The organism is Enemella evansiae, from assembly GCF_002250705.1.
Classification (GTDB): domain Bacteria; phylum Actinomycetota; class Actinomycetes; order Propionibacteriales; family Propionibacteriaceae; genus Enemella; species Enemella evansiae.
The window spans coordinates 124,810-140,310 of the sequence record NZ_NMVP01000037.1 but is presented as its reverse complement, the minus strand read 5'-3'; the positions used below and the strand labels follow the sequence as shown (position 1 = coordinate 140,310).

General features: G+C 69.6%; 14 protein-coding genes. 10 read left to right on the top strand and 4 right to left on the bottom strand.

What is annotated here, in order from left to right; all coding sequences use genetic code 11:
• Window positions 1–84: 84 nt before the first annotated feature.
• Window positions 85–498: a hypothetical protein gene (locus BI335_RS19790; protein ID WP_126988901.1), complete on the bottom strand. Its 414-nt coding sequence runs from the start codon at window positions 496–498 to the stop codon at window positions 85–87.
• An 18-nt stretch (window positions 499–516) separates the two neighbouring features.
• On the opposite strand from BI335_RS19790, the gene BI335_RS19785 reads away from it, so the two are divergent.
• The gene (locus BI335_RS19785; protein WP_094433074.1) at window positions 517–801 is read left to right on the top strand and encodes a ribbon-helix-helix domain-containing protein; all 285 of its coding nucleotides are present in this window, start codon (window positions 517–519) and stop codon (window positions 799–801) included.
• An 832-nt stretch (window positions 802–1,633) separates the two neighbouring features.
• The gene (locus BI335_RS19775; protein ID WP_094433070.1) at window positions 1,634–2,998 is read left to right on the top strand and encodes a trypsin-like peptidase domain-containing protein; all 1,365 of its coding nucleotides are present in this window, start codon (window positions 1,634–1,636) and stop codon (window positions 2,996–2,998) included.
• Window positions 2,999–3,115: 117 nt separating this feature from the next.
• On the opposite strand, the gene BI335_RS19770 is transcribed toward BI335_RS19775, so the two are convergent.
• The 3 genes from BI335_RS19770 to BI335_RS19760 are packed head-to-tail and all read right to left on the bottom strand — an operon-like array spanning window position 3,116 to window position 5,180.
• Window positions 3,116–3,847, bottom strand: a complete 732-nt coding sequence (locus BI335_RS19770; protein ID WP_094433067.1) for a glutamine amidotransferase — start codon at window positions 3,845–3,847, stop codon at window positions 3,116–3,118.
• A gap of 4 nt (window positions 3,848–3,851) precedes the next feature.
• The gene (locus BI335_RS19765; protein WP_229119704.1) at window positions 3,852–4,265 is read right to left on the bottom strand and encodes a PaaI family thioesterase; all 414 of its coding nucleotides are present in this window, start codon (window positions 4,263–4,265) and stop codon (window positions 3,852–3,854) included.
• Between the two features lie 9 nt (window positions 4,266–4,274).
• Window positions 4,275–5,180 (bottom strand): NAD(P)-dependent oxidoreductase, encoded by a 906-nt coding sequence (locus BI335_RS19760; protein ID WP_094433064.1) that lies wholly within the window; start codon window positions 5,178–5,180, stop codon window positions 4,275–4,277.
• Window positions 5,181–5,303: 123 nt separating this feature from the next.
• Here BI335_RS19760 and BI335_RS19755 point away from each other — a divergent pair, with 123 nt between their 5' ends.
• The 8 genes from BI335_RS19755 to BI335_RS21255 are packed head-to-tail and all read left to right on the top strand — an operon-like array spanning window position 5,304 to window position 15,491.
• Window positions 5,304–6,689 (top strand): MFS transporter, encoded by a 1,386-nt coding sequence (locus tag BI335_RS19755; protein ID WP_094433061.1) that lies wholly within the window; start codon window positions 5,304–5,306, stop codon window positions 6,687–6,689.
• 26 nt (window positions 6,690–6,715) lie between these two features.
• Window positions 6,716–7,480, top strand: coding sequence for a glucose 1-dehydrogenase (locus BI335_RS19750; RefSeq protein WP_094433059.1), 765 nt, complete (start codon window positions 6,716–6,718; stop codon window positions 7,478–7,480).
• A gap of 37 nt (window positions 7,481–7,517) precedes the next feature.
• Window positions 7,518–8,540, top strand: a complete 1,023-nt coding sequence (locus BI335_RS19745) for a zinc-binding dehydrogenase (RefSeq protein WP_094433057.1) — start codon at window positions 7,518–7,520, stop codon at window positions 8,538–8,540.
• Window positions 8,537–9,592 (top strand): D-2-hydroxyacid dehydrogenase, encoded by a 1,056-nt coding sequence (locus tag BI335_RS19740; protein WP_229119703.1) that lies wholly within the window; start codon window positions 8,537–8,539, stop codon window positions 9,590–9,592. Before BI335_RS19745 ends, BI335_RS19740 begins: the two co-directional genes overlap by 4 nt.
• A complete protein-coding gene (locus tag BI335_RS19735) occupies window positions 9,592–10,347 on the top strand; it encodes an IclR family transcriptional regulator (RefSeq protein WP_094360999.1) in 756 nt (251 codons plus the stop codon). Before BI335_RS19740 ends, BI335_RS19735 begins: the two co-directional genes overlap by 1 nt.
• Before the next feature lie 34 nt (window positions 10,348–10,381).
• Window positions 10,382–13,135, top strand: a complete 2,754-nt coding sequence (polA, locus tag BI335_RS19730; protein WP_094433055.1) for a DNA polymerase I — start codon at window positions 10,382–10,384, stop codon at window positions 13,133–13,135.
• 19 nt (window positions 13,136–13,154) lie between these two features.
• Entirely contained in the window at window positions 13,155–13,889 is a 735-nt protein-coding gene (locus tag BI335_RS19725) for an AAA family ATPase (RefSeq protein WP_094433161.1), read from the top strand.
• Window positions 13,890–13,943: 54 nt separating this feature from the next.
• Window positions 13,944–15,491, top strand: a complete 1,548-nt coding sequence (locus tag BI335_RS21255) for a hypothetical protein (protein ID WP_133625799.1) — start codon at window positions 13,944–13,946, stop codon at window positions 15,489–15,491.
• Window positions 15,492–15,501: the final 10 nt, after the last annotated feature.

Below are 15,501 nucleotides of genomic sequence, written 5' to 3'. Positions count from 1 at the left end.
CTTCCCTCTCTTTGCGACCATGCATAGCGTTGCTAGCCGTTGCTGCGCCTCGAGGGTCGTGGCGAGGCGCGAGGCTTGGAGTGGTCAGCTTTGGTCCCACAGATCTACTCGGATACGGCGCTCAGGATCGACAGATCGCAGCATGTCCATCGCTATCTTCTTCGCCTCGCGCGCGGTCGCGGTTCGCACTCCCCCGGGGTGTTCGCTGGACTGCTCGGTACGGACGAGTCGTTGGCGGAAATTGCTCTCCTCGAGAGCTTCGATCCAACTGGCGAACGCAGCGGCCGGGCCAGTGAACGTCGTCGGATACCCACCCCAGGTCTCCTGCTCGACCTCCCCCGCCAGAGCGCGGGCATCGAGGTCGCCGTAGTCGTGTAGATCCCCCAGGTAGCCCAGGCGCTCCCCCGTGCTCGCGTCCTTGAGGTATCCCGACCAACCCAACACAGCGATCACCACCAGTCCTCGATGTTGGTTCCAGCATGACAGCTGGAGCGCCATGTGTAAACATTGTTTACCATGAGCCAGATCTACGAGCCTGCCAATGAAAAGCGCGGTCTGGAGCGGCTGGGGGACAAGGTCGTCTCCGTCCGTATGGACTCCGAGCTTGTGGCCGAGCTCGACCGGCTCGCGCAGCACACCGGGCGCTCCCGTGGGTTCTACCTACGTGCTGCCGTGCAGGAGATGCTTCCGGTCCTCAAGGAGCGGTACTGGCACCACGACACCGAATCGCGCAGCCAGGAGCTCGACAAGTACAGCCGCTTCATGGATCAGTTGCATGATCCGACGCAGGAAGAGCGCTGACGCGCTCGAAGGAAGTGGCTCCGTCCGAGTGGGGTCACCGCGTAGCCGGCTGCTTCCGGCGAGAGTGCCTGATCCAGCAACTCATCTACGGGTGGTACTGACATGCTCAGAGCAGGAGGAAGGTCCAGTCTGCGGGCCCGTGTAGGAGTCACAAAGATGGAGTTCGCACCCGAGAGGGCGCGGGGGAACCGTATACCGCTTACGGCTTCGCGCTTTTAGTGGAGAGGGGCGGGCGACCGCGTCTACCGGGGAGTCCAAGTGCTTTGCGGAGCTCCTGCGTGCGGCGAAGGCTGAGGCCCAACTCTCGAGCGAGCTCTCGTGTCGTCGGGACTTCCAGGCCTTGTCGCCGATAGTTGGAGATGAGTGCGAGCAGCTGCCCCTTGTGCTCGTCGGTGCTGTAGGAGCGAAGGGCGTTGGCTGACGAGAGGTTGGCTCGCTGTTGCTGTGCGTACTCGCTCTCCGGGTCTTTCCATCGTTCGGCGGCGCGCTGGCCTCCGCGGCGTCCGAGGGTTGCTAGGGCTGGCTGCGGACAGTGGACGCGGACAGTGGTGGATCTGACAGGGACGAGCGGCAGACGTTCGAGCGGCAACCCATCCGCGGGTACCGTCCGGGCACCCGACCATGCCACCGGACACCCGATCCAGTCACGCTGAATCGGGTGCCCGGTCGCACCATTGGGTGCCCGGAGGTCCATCTCGGCACGCTGGCCCGGTTCCGCTCCGCGGCGCCGGGCCTGCTAGTCGATGAGCGTGACGATGCCGCTGGCAACTTCTCAGCGCGGTCCTGTGGGTCGCACAGCGGGCGCACAGAAACGGGCGGTCAACTGGATGACATGACGAGCCATCCGGAGCAGAACCCCCAGAACAACGGCTACTGGAACGGGCCTGATTACACCCCGCCGTCGATGCCGGTCCCGCCGCAACCGGCGCAGGAGCAGTACGGCTGGCCGCAGCCGCAGGCCACCGCGCCCGACCCGGGGCCGTCGACCAACGCCTACCCCGGCACCGGACCCGCCGGACCGACCGGACCCACCGGGCCGGGTGCCACCACCGCGTACGCGAGCGCACCGGTGCCGACGAAGAAGAAGCGGCAGCGTGGCCCGCTGCGGATGATCGTGCCGACGGCGCTGATCGCCGCGCTCGCATCCTCGGGGATCACCGTCGCGGCCCTGCAGGCCACCTCCTCACCGGCCGCGGGCGGCACCACCCAGGTGAACACGGTGGTGCAGGGCAGCCCGGCCAATCCGGACTGGACCCAGACCGCCAAGGTCGCCGCTCCGTCGGTGGTCTCGATCGCGGTCCAGGGCCGCACCGGCAGCGCCGAGGGCTCCGGGGTGATCTACGACCGCTCCGGCAACATCGTCACCAACAACCATGTGGTGAACGGGGTCGGCGCCGGTGCCCAGCTGCAGGTCACGCTCTCCAACTATCAGGTCTATGCGGCCACCCTGGTCGGCAGCGATCCCTCCACCGACCTGGCGGTGATCAGGCTGCAGAACCCACCGGGTGACCTGCAGCCGATCGCGCTCGGGGATGCCAACAACCTGACGGTGGGTCAACCGGTGATGGCGCTCGGCAACCCGCTCGGGCTGTCCGAGACCGTGACCACCGGCATCGTGTCGGCCCTGGATCGTCCGGTGATCACCCAGCAGCAGTCCGGTGGCAACAGCCCGCTGAGCGGCGGTACGCCGCAGCAGGCGGTGACCAATGCCATCCAGACCAATGCCGCGATCAACCCGGGCAACTCCGGCGGCGCGCTGGTCGATGTCTCCGGCAAGCTGATCGGGATCACCTCGTCGATCGCCAGCCTGGGTTCCAGTCAGGGGACCTCCGGCAACATCGGCATCGGGTTCGCGATCCCGGTCAACCAGGTCCGTTCGGTCGCCGACCAGCTGATCAGCGGCGGCACCGTCCAGCAGGCCTATCTCGGGGTCTCCTCGACCGATGCCACGGCCAAGGTCGATGCGAGCTCGTTCTCCGGGGCGGGCGTACGCCAGGTCGTCTCCGGGTCGCCGGCCGACCAGGCCGGAATCCGTGTCGGTGATGTGATCCTCGGCATCGATGAGGACACCGTGCCCAACTCCGAGGCGCTGATCGCCCAGGTCCGGGAGCGCAACGTCGGCGACCGGGTGACCCTCAAGGTCGCCCGCGGCACCTCCACCGTCGAGGTCCCGGTCACCCTGGCCGCAGGGCAGTGATCCGGCCTGGCTCCTCGCTGCGATCCATCGAACCTTGAGTGCACCCGTCGCTGCCTCCAGCACGCGATGAATACCTACAGGATTCGATGGATCGCGACGTCGGGGAAGGACCGACCCTCAGCCGTACCGCTCCGCGAAGTTCCGCAGCACGGTGGGGGCGTGCTCGACGTTGGCCGCCTGCGCCTCGTTCACCAACCTGTCCAGCTCGTTGGGTTCGAAATAGCCGTGGTTCCGGTACGCCGCCAGCCGGGAGATCAGTCCGGCCGCGTCCAGCTCGGGGTGGAACTGGGTCGCGTAGAGGTTCGTGCGGATCCGGAACATCTGCACCGGGCAGGGTCCTGAGGTCGCCAGCAGCACGCCGTTCGGCGGCAGCGTGCGGACCGCCTCCTTGTGCCCGACGAAGGCGTCGAACTCCAAGGGCAGTCCGGCACAGATCGGGTCGGCCGCGCCCTCCTCGGTGAGGGTGATGTGGCTCGCGCCCGGCGGCTCGCCAAAGGTGCGATCGATGGTCGCACCCTGGTGCGCGCCGAGCGTACCGATGCCGTAACAGGCGCCGAAGAAGGGAAGATCGCGCGCCACGATCTCATCGAGCAACCGGCCGAGGTCGGCCTCCACCCGGCGCTGCACCGCCGACTTGATCTCGATCGGGTCGGAGGAGTTGAACGGGCTGCCACCGGTGATGATGCCGGCATACCGATCCAGGTCGATCGCCGGCAGCGGTGCCTGCTCCACCCGCAGCCAGTCCAACCGGGACTCCGGCAATTGGCAGAAACGCCGTACTGCTTCGAATTCCTCGGTCGCGATGTCGTCCTCGGCACGGGTGCCGAGGAACAGGAAGGGGCGGCTCATCCGGTCACTTGCCGGTGGGCGGGTCGACGAGCTGGCAGGTCAGGCGCGCGGTGGCGATCCGCCGGCCCCCGTCGTCGGTGAGCACGATCTCGTGCGAGGTGACCCGGCGGCCCAGCGACAGCGGCGTCGCCACCCCGGTCACCCAGCCCTCGCGCGCGGAGCGGTGGTGGGTGGCGCTGATGTCGACCCCCAGGGCGACCTTGCCCAGCTCGACGCCGTGCGCGGTGGCCGCGAGCGACCCCAGCGACTCCGCCAGCACGCAGGTGGCGCCGCCGTGCCAGAACCCCATCGGCTGGGTGTTCCCCTCGACCGGCATCCGGCCCACGGTGCGGTCGGGGGAGATCTCGAGCACCTCCAGGCCGACGCGCTCGTCCATCGCGTTGCGCAGCTGCAGGTACCAGTCAGGAAGGGTGTTCACCGGGGCAGCCTATGTGGTGGGCCGCTCCGCCAACCACTTCTGGATCACCGCGGTGTCCTCACCGCCGAGACCCTGTTCGGTGAGGTCGTCGAAGGCATCCAGCAACCGGTCGCCCTGCAGGGTCGCGGTGCCGGTCCGCCGGGCCTCGTCCAGGTAGGCCTTCAGGTCCTTGATCCACAGGTACGCCGCCCCGGAGACCGAGTAGTCCTTGGCCGCGTACCGGGGTCCCTTGTCCGCCAGGATCGTCGATCCGGCGTACCCGCCCTGCAGCAGGTCGAACAGCATCCCGACATCCAGGCCGGCGCGCTCGGCGACCACCGACGCCTCCGCGATCGCGGCGATGTTGGCCGCGCAGATCAACTGGTTGCAGGCCTTGGCCACCTGGCCGGCGCCGAGCCCGCCGAGGTGCACCGGCCGGCCGGTCAGTTCCAGCACCGGCAGCGCCCGCGCCACCGGCTCGTCGTCCCCGCCGACCATGATCGACAGGGTGCCGGCCACCGCGCCGCGCTCGCCGCCGGAGACCGGTGCGTCGATCACCCGGAGCTGCCCGTCGGTGGCGATCCGGAACTGCTGGTCCAGCCGGCGTACCCCGTCCGGGGCCACGGTCGAGCAGACCACCAGCACCATCGGATGGTCGACCCCGGCGAGCAGGCCGTCGGGGCCCTCGGCCAGCTCGGCGATCTGCGGCAGGTCGGGCACCATCACCAGCACCACGTCGCTGGCGGCTGCCACTTCCCGTGGGGTGTCCACCCAGACCGCGCCGCCGTCGATCAGTTCGTCCGCGCCGTCCCGGCTGCGGTTGCTGATCGTCAGCGGGGCCCGGCCCGCCAGCCCGGTCAGGATGTGGCCTGCCATCGGCCGACCCATCACGCCGAGTCCGATGAAGCCGACCCGGGGGAGAGTGGTGGTGGGCATCGTTGCTCCTCACGGTGGGATGGTCCAAGAATCGCAGTTCGATATGTTGAACTGGGTTCAGCATAGTGTTACGGTCAGCGTATCGCGCACCGGGGCGCGAACAGACCCTTTCGGAGACAACCCATGAGCAACGACGCTTCCACCGCGGCGGGTCGGTCGATGACCGACGAGGAGTACGCCCACAACCTGCGCCGCGCCACGCTGGCCAGCTCGATCGGCAGCGCGCTGGAGTACTACGACTTCGCCCTCTACGGCCTGGCCGCCGCCCTGATCTTCGGCAAGCTGTTCTTCCCCGCGCTCGGCACCAATGCCGCACTGATCGCCTCCTTCGCCACCCTGGGCGTCGGCTTCGTGGCCCGCCCGATCGGTGGCCTGATCTTCGGCTCCCTGGGCGACAAGATCGGCCGCAAGTGGGTGCTGATGGTCACCATCGCGCTGATGGGTGGTGCCTCCACCCTGATCGGCCTGCTGCCCACCGCGGACCAGCTCGGCAGCGCCGGCTGGATCGCCCCGGTGCTGCTGGTCATCCTGCGGCTCGCCCAGGGCCTCGGCGCCGGCGCGGAGCAGGCCGGTTCCACGGTGCTGATGTCCGAGTACGCCCCGCGCAAGCAGCGCGGCTTCTTCGCCGCCCTGCCGTTCATCGGCATCCAGGCGGGTACGCTGCTGGCCGCCGGTGTGTTCTGGCTGGTCACCCAGGCCCCCAACGACGTCATCGAGGGTTGGCTGTGGCGGGTGCCGTTCCTGATCTCCATCGTGCTGATCGCCGTCGCCGTCTGGATCCGGGCGCGGCTCAAGGAGACCCCGACCTACATCGAGCTGGAGAAGCACGAACAGGTCGCCGACCACCCGATCCGCGAACTGCTGCAGACCTCCAAGCGCAACGTGCTGATCGGCATCGGTCTGCGGATGGCCGAGAACGGCGGCTCCTACATCTACTCCAACCTGGCCGTCTCCTTCATGGTGCTGATGGGGGTCAACAAGTCCTGGGGCCCGGTGGCGGTCGCCTGCGCCTCGGCGATCGGCATCTTCACCGTCCCGCTCACCGGCTGGATCTCCGACCGGGTCGGCCGCAAACCCGTCTACCGGGCCGGTGCGATCATCCTGCTGCTGCTCGCCTTCCCCGGCTGGTACCTGCTGAGCAAGGGCAATGCCGGCCTGGCGGTGCTGATCATCGCGCTCTCGATCGGCTTCGGCGTGAACAGCATGCTCGTCCCGCAGTGCGCCCACCTGCCCGAACTCTTCGGCGCCCGGCACCGCTACATCGGCGTCGCCGTCTCCCGCGAGTTCTCCGCGATCCTGGCCGGCGGCCTCGGCCCGTTCATCGGCGCCTGGCTGCTCGCCACCACCAACAACGCCTGGTGGCCGGTGGCGACCTATGTCGCGGCACTCTGCGTGATCACCCTGATCTCGACCTTCATCACCCCCGAGACCGTGCACCGCGATGTCACCAGGAACGAGGACGCCTTTCCTGGTGAGGATCGCTTCGCCGGCCTGGAAACCCAACGCTGACAAGAAAAACTTCAGGAGTGCCTGCGATGAATCTGTTCGACGTCACCGGCCGGCTGGCCCTGGTCACCGGCTCCTCCCGCGGACTCGGGCTGGCGCTCGCCACCGGGCTCGCCGACGCCGGTGCCCGGGTGGTGCTGCACGGCCGTGGCGGGCCGGCACTGGCCCGGGCCCGGGACGCGGTGGCCGAGCGTGCCGGCACCCCGGTGCCGGTGGTGGAGTTCGACGTCACCGACGCCACCGCCGTCCGCGCCGGGATCGAATCGCTGATCGCCGAACACGGCGTACCGGACATCCTGGTCAACAATGCCGGCGTCCAGCGCCGCGCACCGATCACCGAGTTCGCCACCGACGACTGGGACGAGGTGATCGCGACCAACCTGAACAGCGCCTTCTACGTCAGCCAACCGATCGCCCGCGCGATGGCCGAGCGCGGGTCGGGCAAGATCATCAACATCGGCTCGGTGCAATCGATGCTGGCCCGCCAGACGATCGCCCCCTATTCGGCGTCCAAGGGCGGGCTGGTGATGCTGACCAAGGGGCTGGCCGCCGACCTGGCCCGCTCCAACATCCAGGTCAACGCGATCTCCCCAGGCTACTTCGCCACCGAGATGAACACCGCACTCTGGCAGGATCCGGAGTTCGACGCCTGGGTGCGGCAACGCACCCCCGCCCAGCGCTGGGGCAAGGTGGAGGAGCTGATCGGTACGCTGCTCTATCTGGCCTCCGATGCCTCGGCATTCGTGTCCGGCCAGAACATCTTCGTCGATGGTGGCATGACCTCGGTCGTGTGAACCACCGCCGAAAAACCAAGCAGGACAGGAGAATCGCGTGAAGGCCCTGGTCATCCACGGCAAGCAGGACGCTCGCATCGAGGAGCTGCCGGACCCCGAACCCGGCCCCGGTCAGGTGCGGCTGAAGATGGCGTACGCGGGCATCTGCGGCTCGGACCTGCACTACTTCTATGACGGTGCGGTCGGTGCCTTCACCGTGGTCGAACCGCTGGTACCCGGCCACGAGGTCGCCGGTGTGGTCGACCTCGACCCGTCCGGGAAGCTCGCCCCGGGGACACCGGTGACCGTCCATCCGGCCACCTTCGGCGACCCCGTGCCCGGGCTGGACGACGAACCGCAGCTGTGGCCGAACGGTGCCTACCTGGGCAGCGCCTCCACCAACCCGCACACCCAGGGCGGGATGAGCGAGTTGAAGCTGGTCGACGCCTCGATGATCCGGGTGCTGCCCGAGGGGTTGCCGCTGCGCCGGGCCGCGCTCGCCGAACCGCTCGGGGTCGCGCTGCACGGGATCCGCGTCGCCGGTGGCGTCGCCGGGAAGTCGGTGCTGGTCTCCGGGGCCGGCCCGATCGGCCTGCTCGCCGCCGCGGCCGCGCTCGCCGAGGGGGCCGCCGAGGTGATCTGCTCCGATGTGCTGCCCGGACCGCTGGAGCGGGCCCGCGCGCTCGGTGTGCACGGTGTGCTGCGTGCCGGCATGGACGAACTGCCCGGTGAACACTTCGACGTGGTGCTCGAATGCGCCGGCGTACCCGCCGCCGTGAACGCCGCGATCGGATCGCTGAAACGCCGTGGAATCCTTGCCCAGATCGGAATGCTGCCCGCCGGTGGCGTACCCATAGAGATGGCCACCGTGGTCTCCCGGGAGTTGCAGCTGCGCGGCTGCTTCCGGTTCGCCGACGAGATCGACGCCGCGATCGAGATGCTGGCGGCGAACCCGTCGATCGAGCAGGTGATCACCCACGAGGTCGAGCTCGCCGATTCGCTGGCCGGGTTCGGCACCGCCAAGGACTCCGACAGCTCCGGCAAGGTGCTCGTCCGCCTGGGCGGAGGTGAGCAGCGGTGAGCGCCAGCGACCGGCTGCGGGTGTTCATCGCCACCCCGCTGACCCCGGAGAACTGCGAGCTGCTGGTCGAGCTGGAGCCGCGGATCGACCTGGTGGTAGAGCAGGAGCTGCTGCCACCGATGCGCTGGGTCGGTGACCACGACGGCGACCCGGCCCACACCCGCACCCCCGAACAGCAGGCCCGCTTCGACCGGCTCTGCGATCAGGCCGAGGCGCTCTATGGCATCCCGGACACCGACCCGGCCGCGCTGGCCCGGACCGTGGCCGCGAACCCCGGGCTGCGCTGGGTGCACACGATGGCCGCCGGTGGCGGCGCCCAGCTGCGTGCCGCCGGGCTGGCCGAGGAGGACCTGCAGCGGATCGCGTTCACCCGCTCCAGCGGGCCGCACGCCCGGACCCTGGCCGAGTTCGCGCTCTTCGGCATCCTGGCCGGTGCCAAGGACCTGCCCCGGTTGCGGGCCCAGCAGGACGCCCGGCAGTGGACGGGCCGCTGGGTGATGCGCGCGGTGTTCGACCTGACCGTGCTGGTGCTCGGCACCGGCGCCATCGGCGCCGAGACCGCCCGGTTGTTCTCCGCCCTGGGCGCCCGGGTGATCGGGGTGAACCGCAGTGGCCACCCGGTCGACGGGTTCGATGCGGTCGTCCCGACCGATCGGATCGCCGAGGCTGCGGCGCAGGCCGATGCGCTGGTCAACACCCTGCCGCAGTCCGACGGCACCACCGGCATCGTCTCCGCCGAGGTGCTCGACGCACTCGGTCCGGACGCGCTGCTGGCCTCCACCGGCCGCGGCACCGCGATCGACGAACCCGCCCTGGTCGCGGCGCTCGCCGACGGCCGGGTCGGGTTCGCCGCCCTGGACGTGTTCGCGGTCGAACCGCTGCCGGCGGACTCGCCGCTGTGGGGGATGGCAAACGTGCTGATCGCCCCGCACACCGCCGCCCTGCACGGCAACGAGGACCGGCTGATCGCCGAACTCTTCGCCGAGAACGCGCGCCGCCTGCTGGACGGCGAGGAGCTGTTGAACCGCATCGACACGAAGACCTTCGTCTGATGAGTGCGCCGGCGGTCACCCGGGCCGCGGCCATCCTCGGCTCGCTGGCGGACGAGGGTCCGCTGACGCTCACCGAGATCGCGCGCGTCCACGGCCTGGCCAAGTCCTCCACGCTCAATCTGTGCGTCGCCCTCGAGGAGGCCGGGCTGGTCCGGCGTACCCCCGAGGGTGCCTGGACGCTCGGTCGGCGCACCGTGGAGCTCGGCGGGGCATACGTACGCGGGTTCGACGTGGTACGCGAGTTCTACGACTTCACCGCCAGCCACCCGGTGCTGAGCCACGAGCTGCTGCAGCTGGTGCTGCGGCACCAGCGCGATGTCGTCTATCTGGCCCGGCACGAGGGCCGGGCGCCGCTGCCGCTGTCGGCGAGCATCGGGGACCGCTTCCCGGCCTCGGTGACCGCCGTCGGGACCGCGCTGCTGGCCCGGCTCGACGACACCGAGATCCGGCGGTTGTACGCCGAACCGCACAGTCTGGCGATCTGGACCGAGCGCTCACCGACCAGTGTCGAGGCGTTGCTGGAGAAGCTGCACGCGACCCGGGAGCGGGGGTACGCCGTCGACGACCGGGAGACCCATCCGCAGGTCTACGGGGTGGCGATGGTGGTGCCGGCCCGGCGGGCCGGTGACGAACCGTTCTCGGTGGGCTGCTCGCTGATGCTGCCGACCCTCACCGAGGAGCAGCTGATCAGCGCCCGGGAGGGGCTCGCCGAACTGCGGGACCACCTCGCGGCGCCCCTGGAGATGCGCGGCTGACGGACTGTCGGCCGATCCCAGTAGGCTCGGCCTCGTGCCGACCAAGAAGACGACCGACCCCGCGGCGACCGCCGCCGACGCCCCGCAGACCGCTGAGGAGCGCCCCCAGCGGTTGCTGCTGATCGATGGTCACTCGGTGGCCTATCGCGCGTTCTTCGCGCTCCCGGTGGAGAACTTCGCCACCCGGACCGGCCAGCACACCAATGGCGTCTTCGGTTTCACCTCGATGCTGATCAATGTGCTGCGCGATGAGCAGCCGACCCACATCGCGGTCGCCTTCGACGTGTCCCGGCAGACCTTCCGCTCCGAGATGTTCACCGACTACAAGGCCAACCGGTCGGCCTCGCCCGACGAGTTCAAGGGCCAGGTCGAGCTGGTCAAGCAGGTGCTCGACGCGCTCAACATCGTGCACGTCCAGGTCGAGGGTTATGAGGCCGACGACATCATCGCCACCCTGGCCACCACCGCCCCCGAGGAGGGGTTGGAGGTGCTGATCTGCACCGGTGACCGGGATGCGATGCAGCTGGTCACCGAGCGGGTCACGGTGCTCTATCCGCGCAAGGGGGTCTCCGATCTGGCCCGGATGACCCCCGACGCGGTGCTGGAGAAATATCTGGTCGCCCCCTCCCGATATCCGGAGCTCGCCGCGCTGGTCGGGGAGACCTCCGACAACCTGCCCGGGGTGCCCAAGGTCGGCCCGAAGACCGCCGCCAAGTGGCTCGGCGAGTGGGAGGGGCTGGACAACCTGCTGGAGCACGCCGAGCAGATCAAGGGGGTGGCCGGCAACAACCTGCGGGAGAATCTGGAGCAGGTGCGGATGAACCGTCGGGTCAATGCGCTGATCCGCGATCTGCCGCTGCCGGTCACGATCACCGACCTGGTCCGCCGGGACTGGAACCGGGAGGCGACCCACGAGCTGTTCGATGCGCTGGAGTTCCGGGTGCTGCGGGACCGGCTGCTGGAGACCCTGCCACCGGAGGAGACCGAACCCGAGGGTGGCTTCGAGGTCACCGGGGTCGCGCTGGGACCCGGTGAGCTGGCCGACTGGCTGGCCGAGCACGCGAGTGGTGGCAAGCGCACCGGGGTCGACGTGGTCGGCCACTGGGCCGCGGGCACCGGGGATGTCGCCGGCATCGCGCTGGCCTCCATCGACGGGGCCGCGGCCTGGGTCGAGGCGGCCGACCTGGGTCCCGACGACGAGCGGGTGCTGGCCGAGTGGCTCGCCGACCCGCAGCGGTTGAAGGCGATGCACGACGCCAAGGGCCCGCGGCTGGCGCTCTGGGCGCGGGGCTGGGAGTTCAACGGTCTGGACTGTGACACCCAGCTGGCCGCCTACATCCTGCGGCCCGATCAGCGCACCTTCGACCTCGGCGACCTGGCGATCCGGCACCTCAAGCGGGAGCTGCGGGTCGAGCAGACCGGCGCCATCGATGACGGCGCACAGGACGCACTGTTCGCCGAGCCGGGTGCCGACGATCAGGCACAGCAGGCGGCGATGGTGCGGGCCCGGGCGGTGATCGACCTGGCCGAATCGCTGGACGACGAGCTGGCCGAGCGGCACCAGTCCGATCTGCTCACCGGGGTGGAGCTGCCACTGCAGGAAACCCTGGCCACGATGGAGAAGCTCGGCATCGCGGTCGATGTGGACCAGCTCGAGGCGCTGGAGTCACACTTCGACACGCAGGTCACCGAGGCCGCCGACCAGGCCTACGAGGTGCTCGGCAAGCAGATCAACCTGGGGTCGCCGAAACAGCTCCAGGTGGTGCTCTTCGACGAGCTGGAGATGCCGAAGACCCGGCGTACCAAATCGGGCTGGACCACCGACGCCGACGCCCTGCAGGGGCTGTACGCCAAGACCGAGCACCCGTTCCTGGCACACCTGCTCGCGCACCGGGACGCGATCCGGTTGCGGCAGACCGTCGACGGGCTGTTGAAGTCGGTGGCCGACGACGGCCGGATCCACACCACCTATCTGCAGACGATCGCCGCGACCGGGCGGTTGTCCAGCACCGAGCCGAACCTGCAGAACATCCCGATCCGCACCGAGCAGGGCCGCCGGATCCGGGAGGCTTTCGTTGTCGGCAAGGGATTCGAGACCCTGCTCACCGCCGACTACTCGCAGATCGAGATGCGGATCATGGCGCACGCCTCGGCCGATGAGTCGCTGATCGAGGCGTTCCGCTCCGGCAAGGACTTCCACACCGTCACCGCGTCGAAGGTCTTCGACACCCCGGCCGATCAGGTCACCGGTGAGCAGCGCGCGAAGATCAAGGCGATGAACTACGGCCTGGCCTACGGGCTGAGCGCCTACGGGCTGAGTCAGCAGCTCGGCATCGAGGTGTCCGATGCGAAGGCGCTGATGGAGGAATACTTCGAGGAGTTCGGCGGGGTCCGCGACTACCTGCAGGGGCTGGTCAAGGAAGCTCGCCGCACCGAATACACCGAGACCATCCTGGGGCGCCGGCGATACCTGCCGGACCTGATGAGTTCGAACCGGCAGCGTCGCGAGATGGCCGAGCGGATGGCGCTGAACGCGCCGATCCAGGGCTCGGCCGCCGACATCATCAAGGTCGCGATGCTCGATGTGGAATCCCAACTGCGCAAGGAGAAGCTGGCTTCGCGGATGCTGCTCCAGGTGCACGACGAACTGGTGCTGGAGGTCGCGCCGGGGGAGCGGGACCGGGTCGATCAGCTGGTCCGCGACAAGATGGGCCACGCGGTCGAGCTGACCGTGCCGCTGGATGTCTCGGTGGGCACCGGGCACTCCTGGCACGAGGCCGCGCACTGAGCGTTCGGATGTGATCACGATGGAGGGGTGGCAGCTGCGCCGACCGGTACGCCGGCTCGAGGCCCGCGACGGGCGACGCCCGGGCCGGCAGTGGCCGCACACCGTCCCGGCGGTCCGACAACTGCTCACCGAGGGGCTGGAGTTCGACCAGGCGACGGTGCTGGTCGGGGAGAACGGCACCGGCAAGTCGACGGTGCTGGAAGCGATCGCCGGGGCGTACGGACTGAACGTCGAAGGCGGGTCGACCGGACACCAGCACCGGACCACCGTCACCGAATCCCCGCTGGCCGGCGAGCTGCAGCTGGTCCGCGGGGCCGGTGCCGGCCGGGAGGGCTTCTTCCTGCGGGCCGAGACCATGCACGGCCTCTACAGCTATCTGCAGCAGGCCGGTGGCTCCCACTACCACGACCGCAGCCACGGCGAATCCTTCCTGTCGGTGATCGAGGAACGCTGTTTCGACCGGCTCAGCAATCCGCAACCGGGGTTGTATCTCTTCGACGAGGTGGAATCCGCGCTCTCCTTCGACTCGTCGTTGCGGGTGTTGGCGCTGCTGCTCGACCTGCTCACCGAGGACAGCGTGCAACTGGTGCTCGCCACCCACTCGCCGGTGCTCGCCGCGCTGCCCGGTGCCACCATCCTCGAGTTCGGGGACGACGGGATGCAGCCGACAGACTGGGCCGATCTCGAACTGGTGGTCAACGAGAAGGCGTTCCTGGCCGACCCGCGACGCTTCCTGCGTCACCTGGATCCCTAGGCGTGGTGGGCTTCGGCCGAGGCACTGGCCCCGCCGTTGTTCATACTGTGCGGCATGGCAGGGGACTGGAGCGGTTGGCTGTGGACCAGTGAATACGGTCGCGACCGGATGCTGCGCGATGAGGTGGACCAGGCAAGCGCGTCCGCTGCCGCGGCGCATTCCCGGAATGCGCGGCTGCGCAGCGAGTTGTCGCAGATCCGGGGCAGCCTCGAACAGCGCATCGAGGCGTTGAGCCGCGCCTTCGACGCCTATGTCGAACTCGGTGATGTGCGCGAGCAGCTGGCCGCCTTCCCCGACACCTCGCAGGCGCGGGTGCGGGCCCTGCGCGCATTCGACACGCTGCGCGCCGGCGGTGTTCCCGAACCGTTGTCCCATGGCGAGGGCGACTACTGGCTGACCCATGGAATGAATGCGCTGATCGCCCGGGTGGGTGGTTCGGCCGACGCCGCTGCCGAAACGCGGGCCGCGGAGCTGGGCGGCGCCGAGTTCGACACCTTCTGGGTCTGCGCCCTCGGCGCCCTCGGACACGGCGAGCAGGCGACCGGGCGCCTCGACCGGGTGCTGACCAATGACGGCACCTTCAATCCCGCCCAGCTCCAGATCTTCCGGTTGCTGATGCTCGGCGGTTACGGGCCCGAACCCGCACTGGAGGCGTTGCGACCCGCACTGGAGCGGGAGTCGGCCGAGACCTGGCGCGACTGGCTGACCGGCCGCGATGGCGACCCGGTTCGTGGCCTGGCACGGCTCTGGGACGGTGCGGCACCGGTGCCGACCGACGAGCCGACGCAGGCCGGGAAGCCGGCGCAGGCAGGGGAGCCGGTGCAGGCCGGGAAGCCGGAGGCGGACCCGGTCGGTCAGGCGCGGACCGAGGTGGCCGCGGTGGTCACCGAGCTGATCGGCCGCGGTCAGGGGGAGGAGGGGTTGCTGGTGGCACGGATCCGCGAACTGCGGCGGACCGTCGAGTCACCCCTGGCCCGCACCGCGGATTCTGCCCGGGTGGCCAGCGTGTCGGTCGGTGAGGCCGTCCGTCAGGCGTTGCGAGATCCCGACTGCACCGCCGTTGCCGACCGCGACCTGCTCCGTCTCGCCCGCGGCCCGCTGCTGGAGCTCGTCGAGGCGGCCACCGTGGTGCCCGAGATCAAACCGGCGGTCCGGGAGGCGAGGACGCATGGTCTCTCGGTGCCGGTGAGCGCCACCGGGCCGGATGCCACCAAGCTGGACCGGGCGCACCAGAGTCTCGTCGACCGGGTGCCCGCCTCCCATGCGGTGCCGATCGGGATCGGGGCCGCCGCAGTGCTGGTTCTGGCGGTCGTGCTGTTCGTCGTGGGGCCGGCTCCCGCGGGACTGGTGCTGCTCCTGCTCGGTCTCGGTGTGGCCGGTTATGCGTGGGCGCGCGCGGTGTCCCGGCGTCGGGGGTTGCAGTCCGTCGAGGACGGGCGCGCGGCGCTGGGGCGGGAGATCGGTGACGTGCAGCGGCGGATGGCCGAGACCGATGAGGCTGCGCGGGACGAGGCACGCCGTAAGGCGGCGACCGCCGAGCGACTACGCGCCGAGTTGCAGGACGCCGCGGACCGGCCGCTCGCGGGGTCCCTCGAGCCCTAGGGTGAGGATC

Excerpts from the sequence above, each read along its gene's own strand:
- BI335_RS19790 (WP_126988901.1), bottom strand. The coding sequence starts at position 498 with ATGGCGCTCCAGCTGTCATGCTGGAACCAACATCGAGGACTGGTGGTG.
- BI335_RS19785 (WP_094433074.1), top strand. The coding sequence starts at position 517 with ATGAGCCAGATCTACGAGCCTGCCAATGAAAAGCGCGGTCTGGAGCGG.
- BI335_RS19775 (WP_094433070.1), top strand. The coding sequence starts at position 1,634 with ATGACGAGCCATCCGGAGCAGAACCCCCAGAACAACGGCTACTGGAAC.
- BI335_RS19770 (WP_094433067.1), bottom strand. The coding sequence starts at position 3,847 with ATGAGCCGCCCCTTCCTGTTCCTCGGCACCCGTGCCGAGGACGACATC.
- BI335_RS19760 (WP_094433064.1), bottom strand. The coding sequence starts at position 5,180 with ATGCCCACCACCACTCTCCCCCGGGTCGGCTTCATCGGACTCGGCGTG.
- BI335_RS19755 (WP_094433061.1), top strand. The coding sequence starts at position 5,304 with ATGAGCAACGACGCTTCCACCGCGGCGGGTCGGTCGATGACCGACGAG.
- BI335_RS19750 (WP_094433059.1), top strand. The coding sequence starts at position 6,716 with ATGAATCTGTTCGACGTCACCGGCCGGCTGGCCCTGGTCACCGGCTCC.
- BI335_RS19735 (WP_094360999.1), top strand. The coding sequence starts at position 9,592 with ATGAGTGCGCCGGCGGTCACCCGGGCCGCGGCCATCCTCGGCTCGCTG.
- BI335_RS19725 (WP_094433161.1), top strand. The coding sequence starts at position 13,155 with ATGGAGGGGTGGCAGCTGCGCCGACCGGTACGCCGGCTCGAGGCCCGC.
- BI335_RS21255 (WP_133625799.1), top strand. The coding sequence starts at position 13,944 with ATGGCAGGGGACTGGAGCGGTTGGCTGTGGACCAGTGAATACGGTCGC.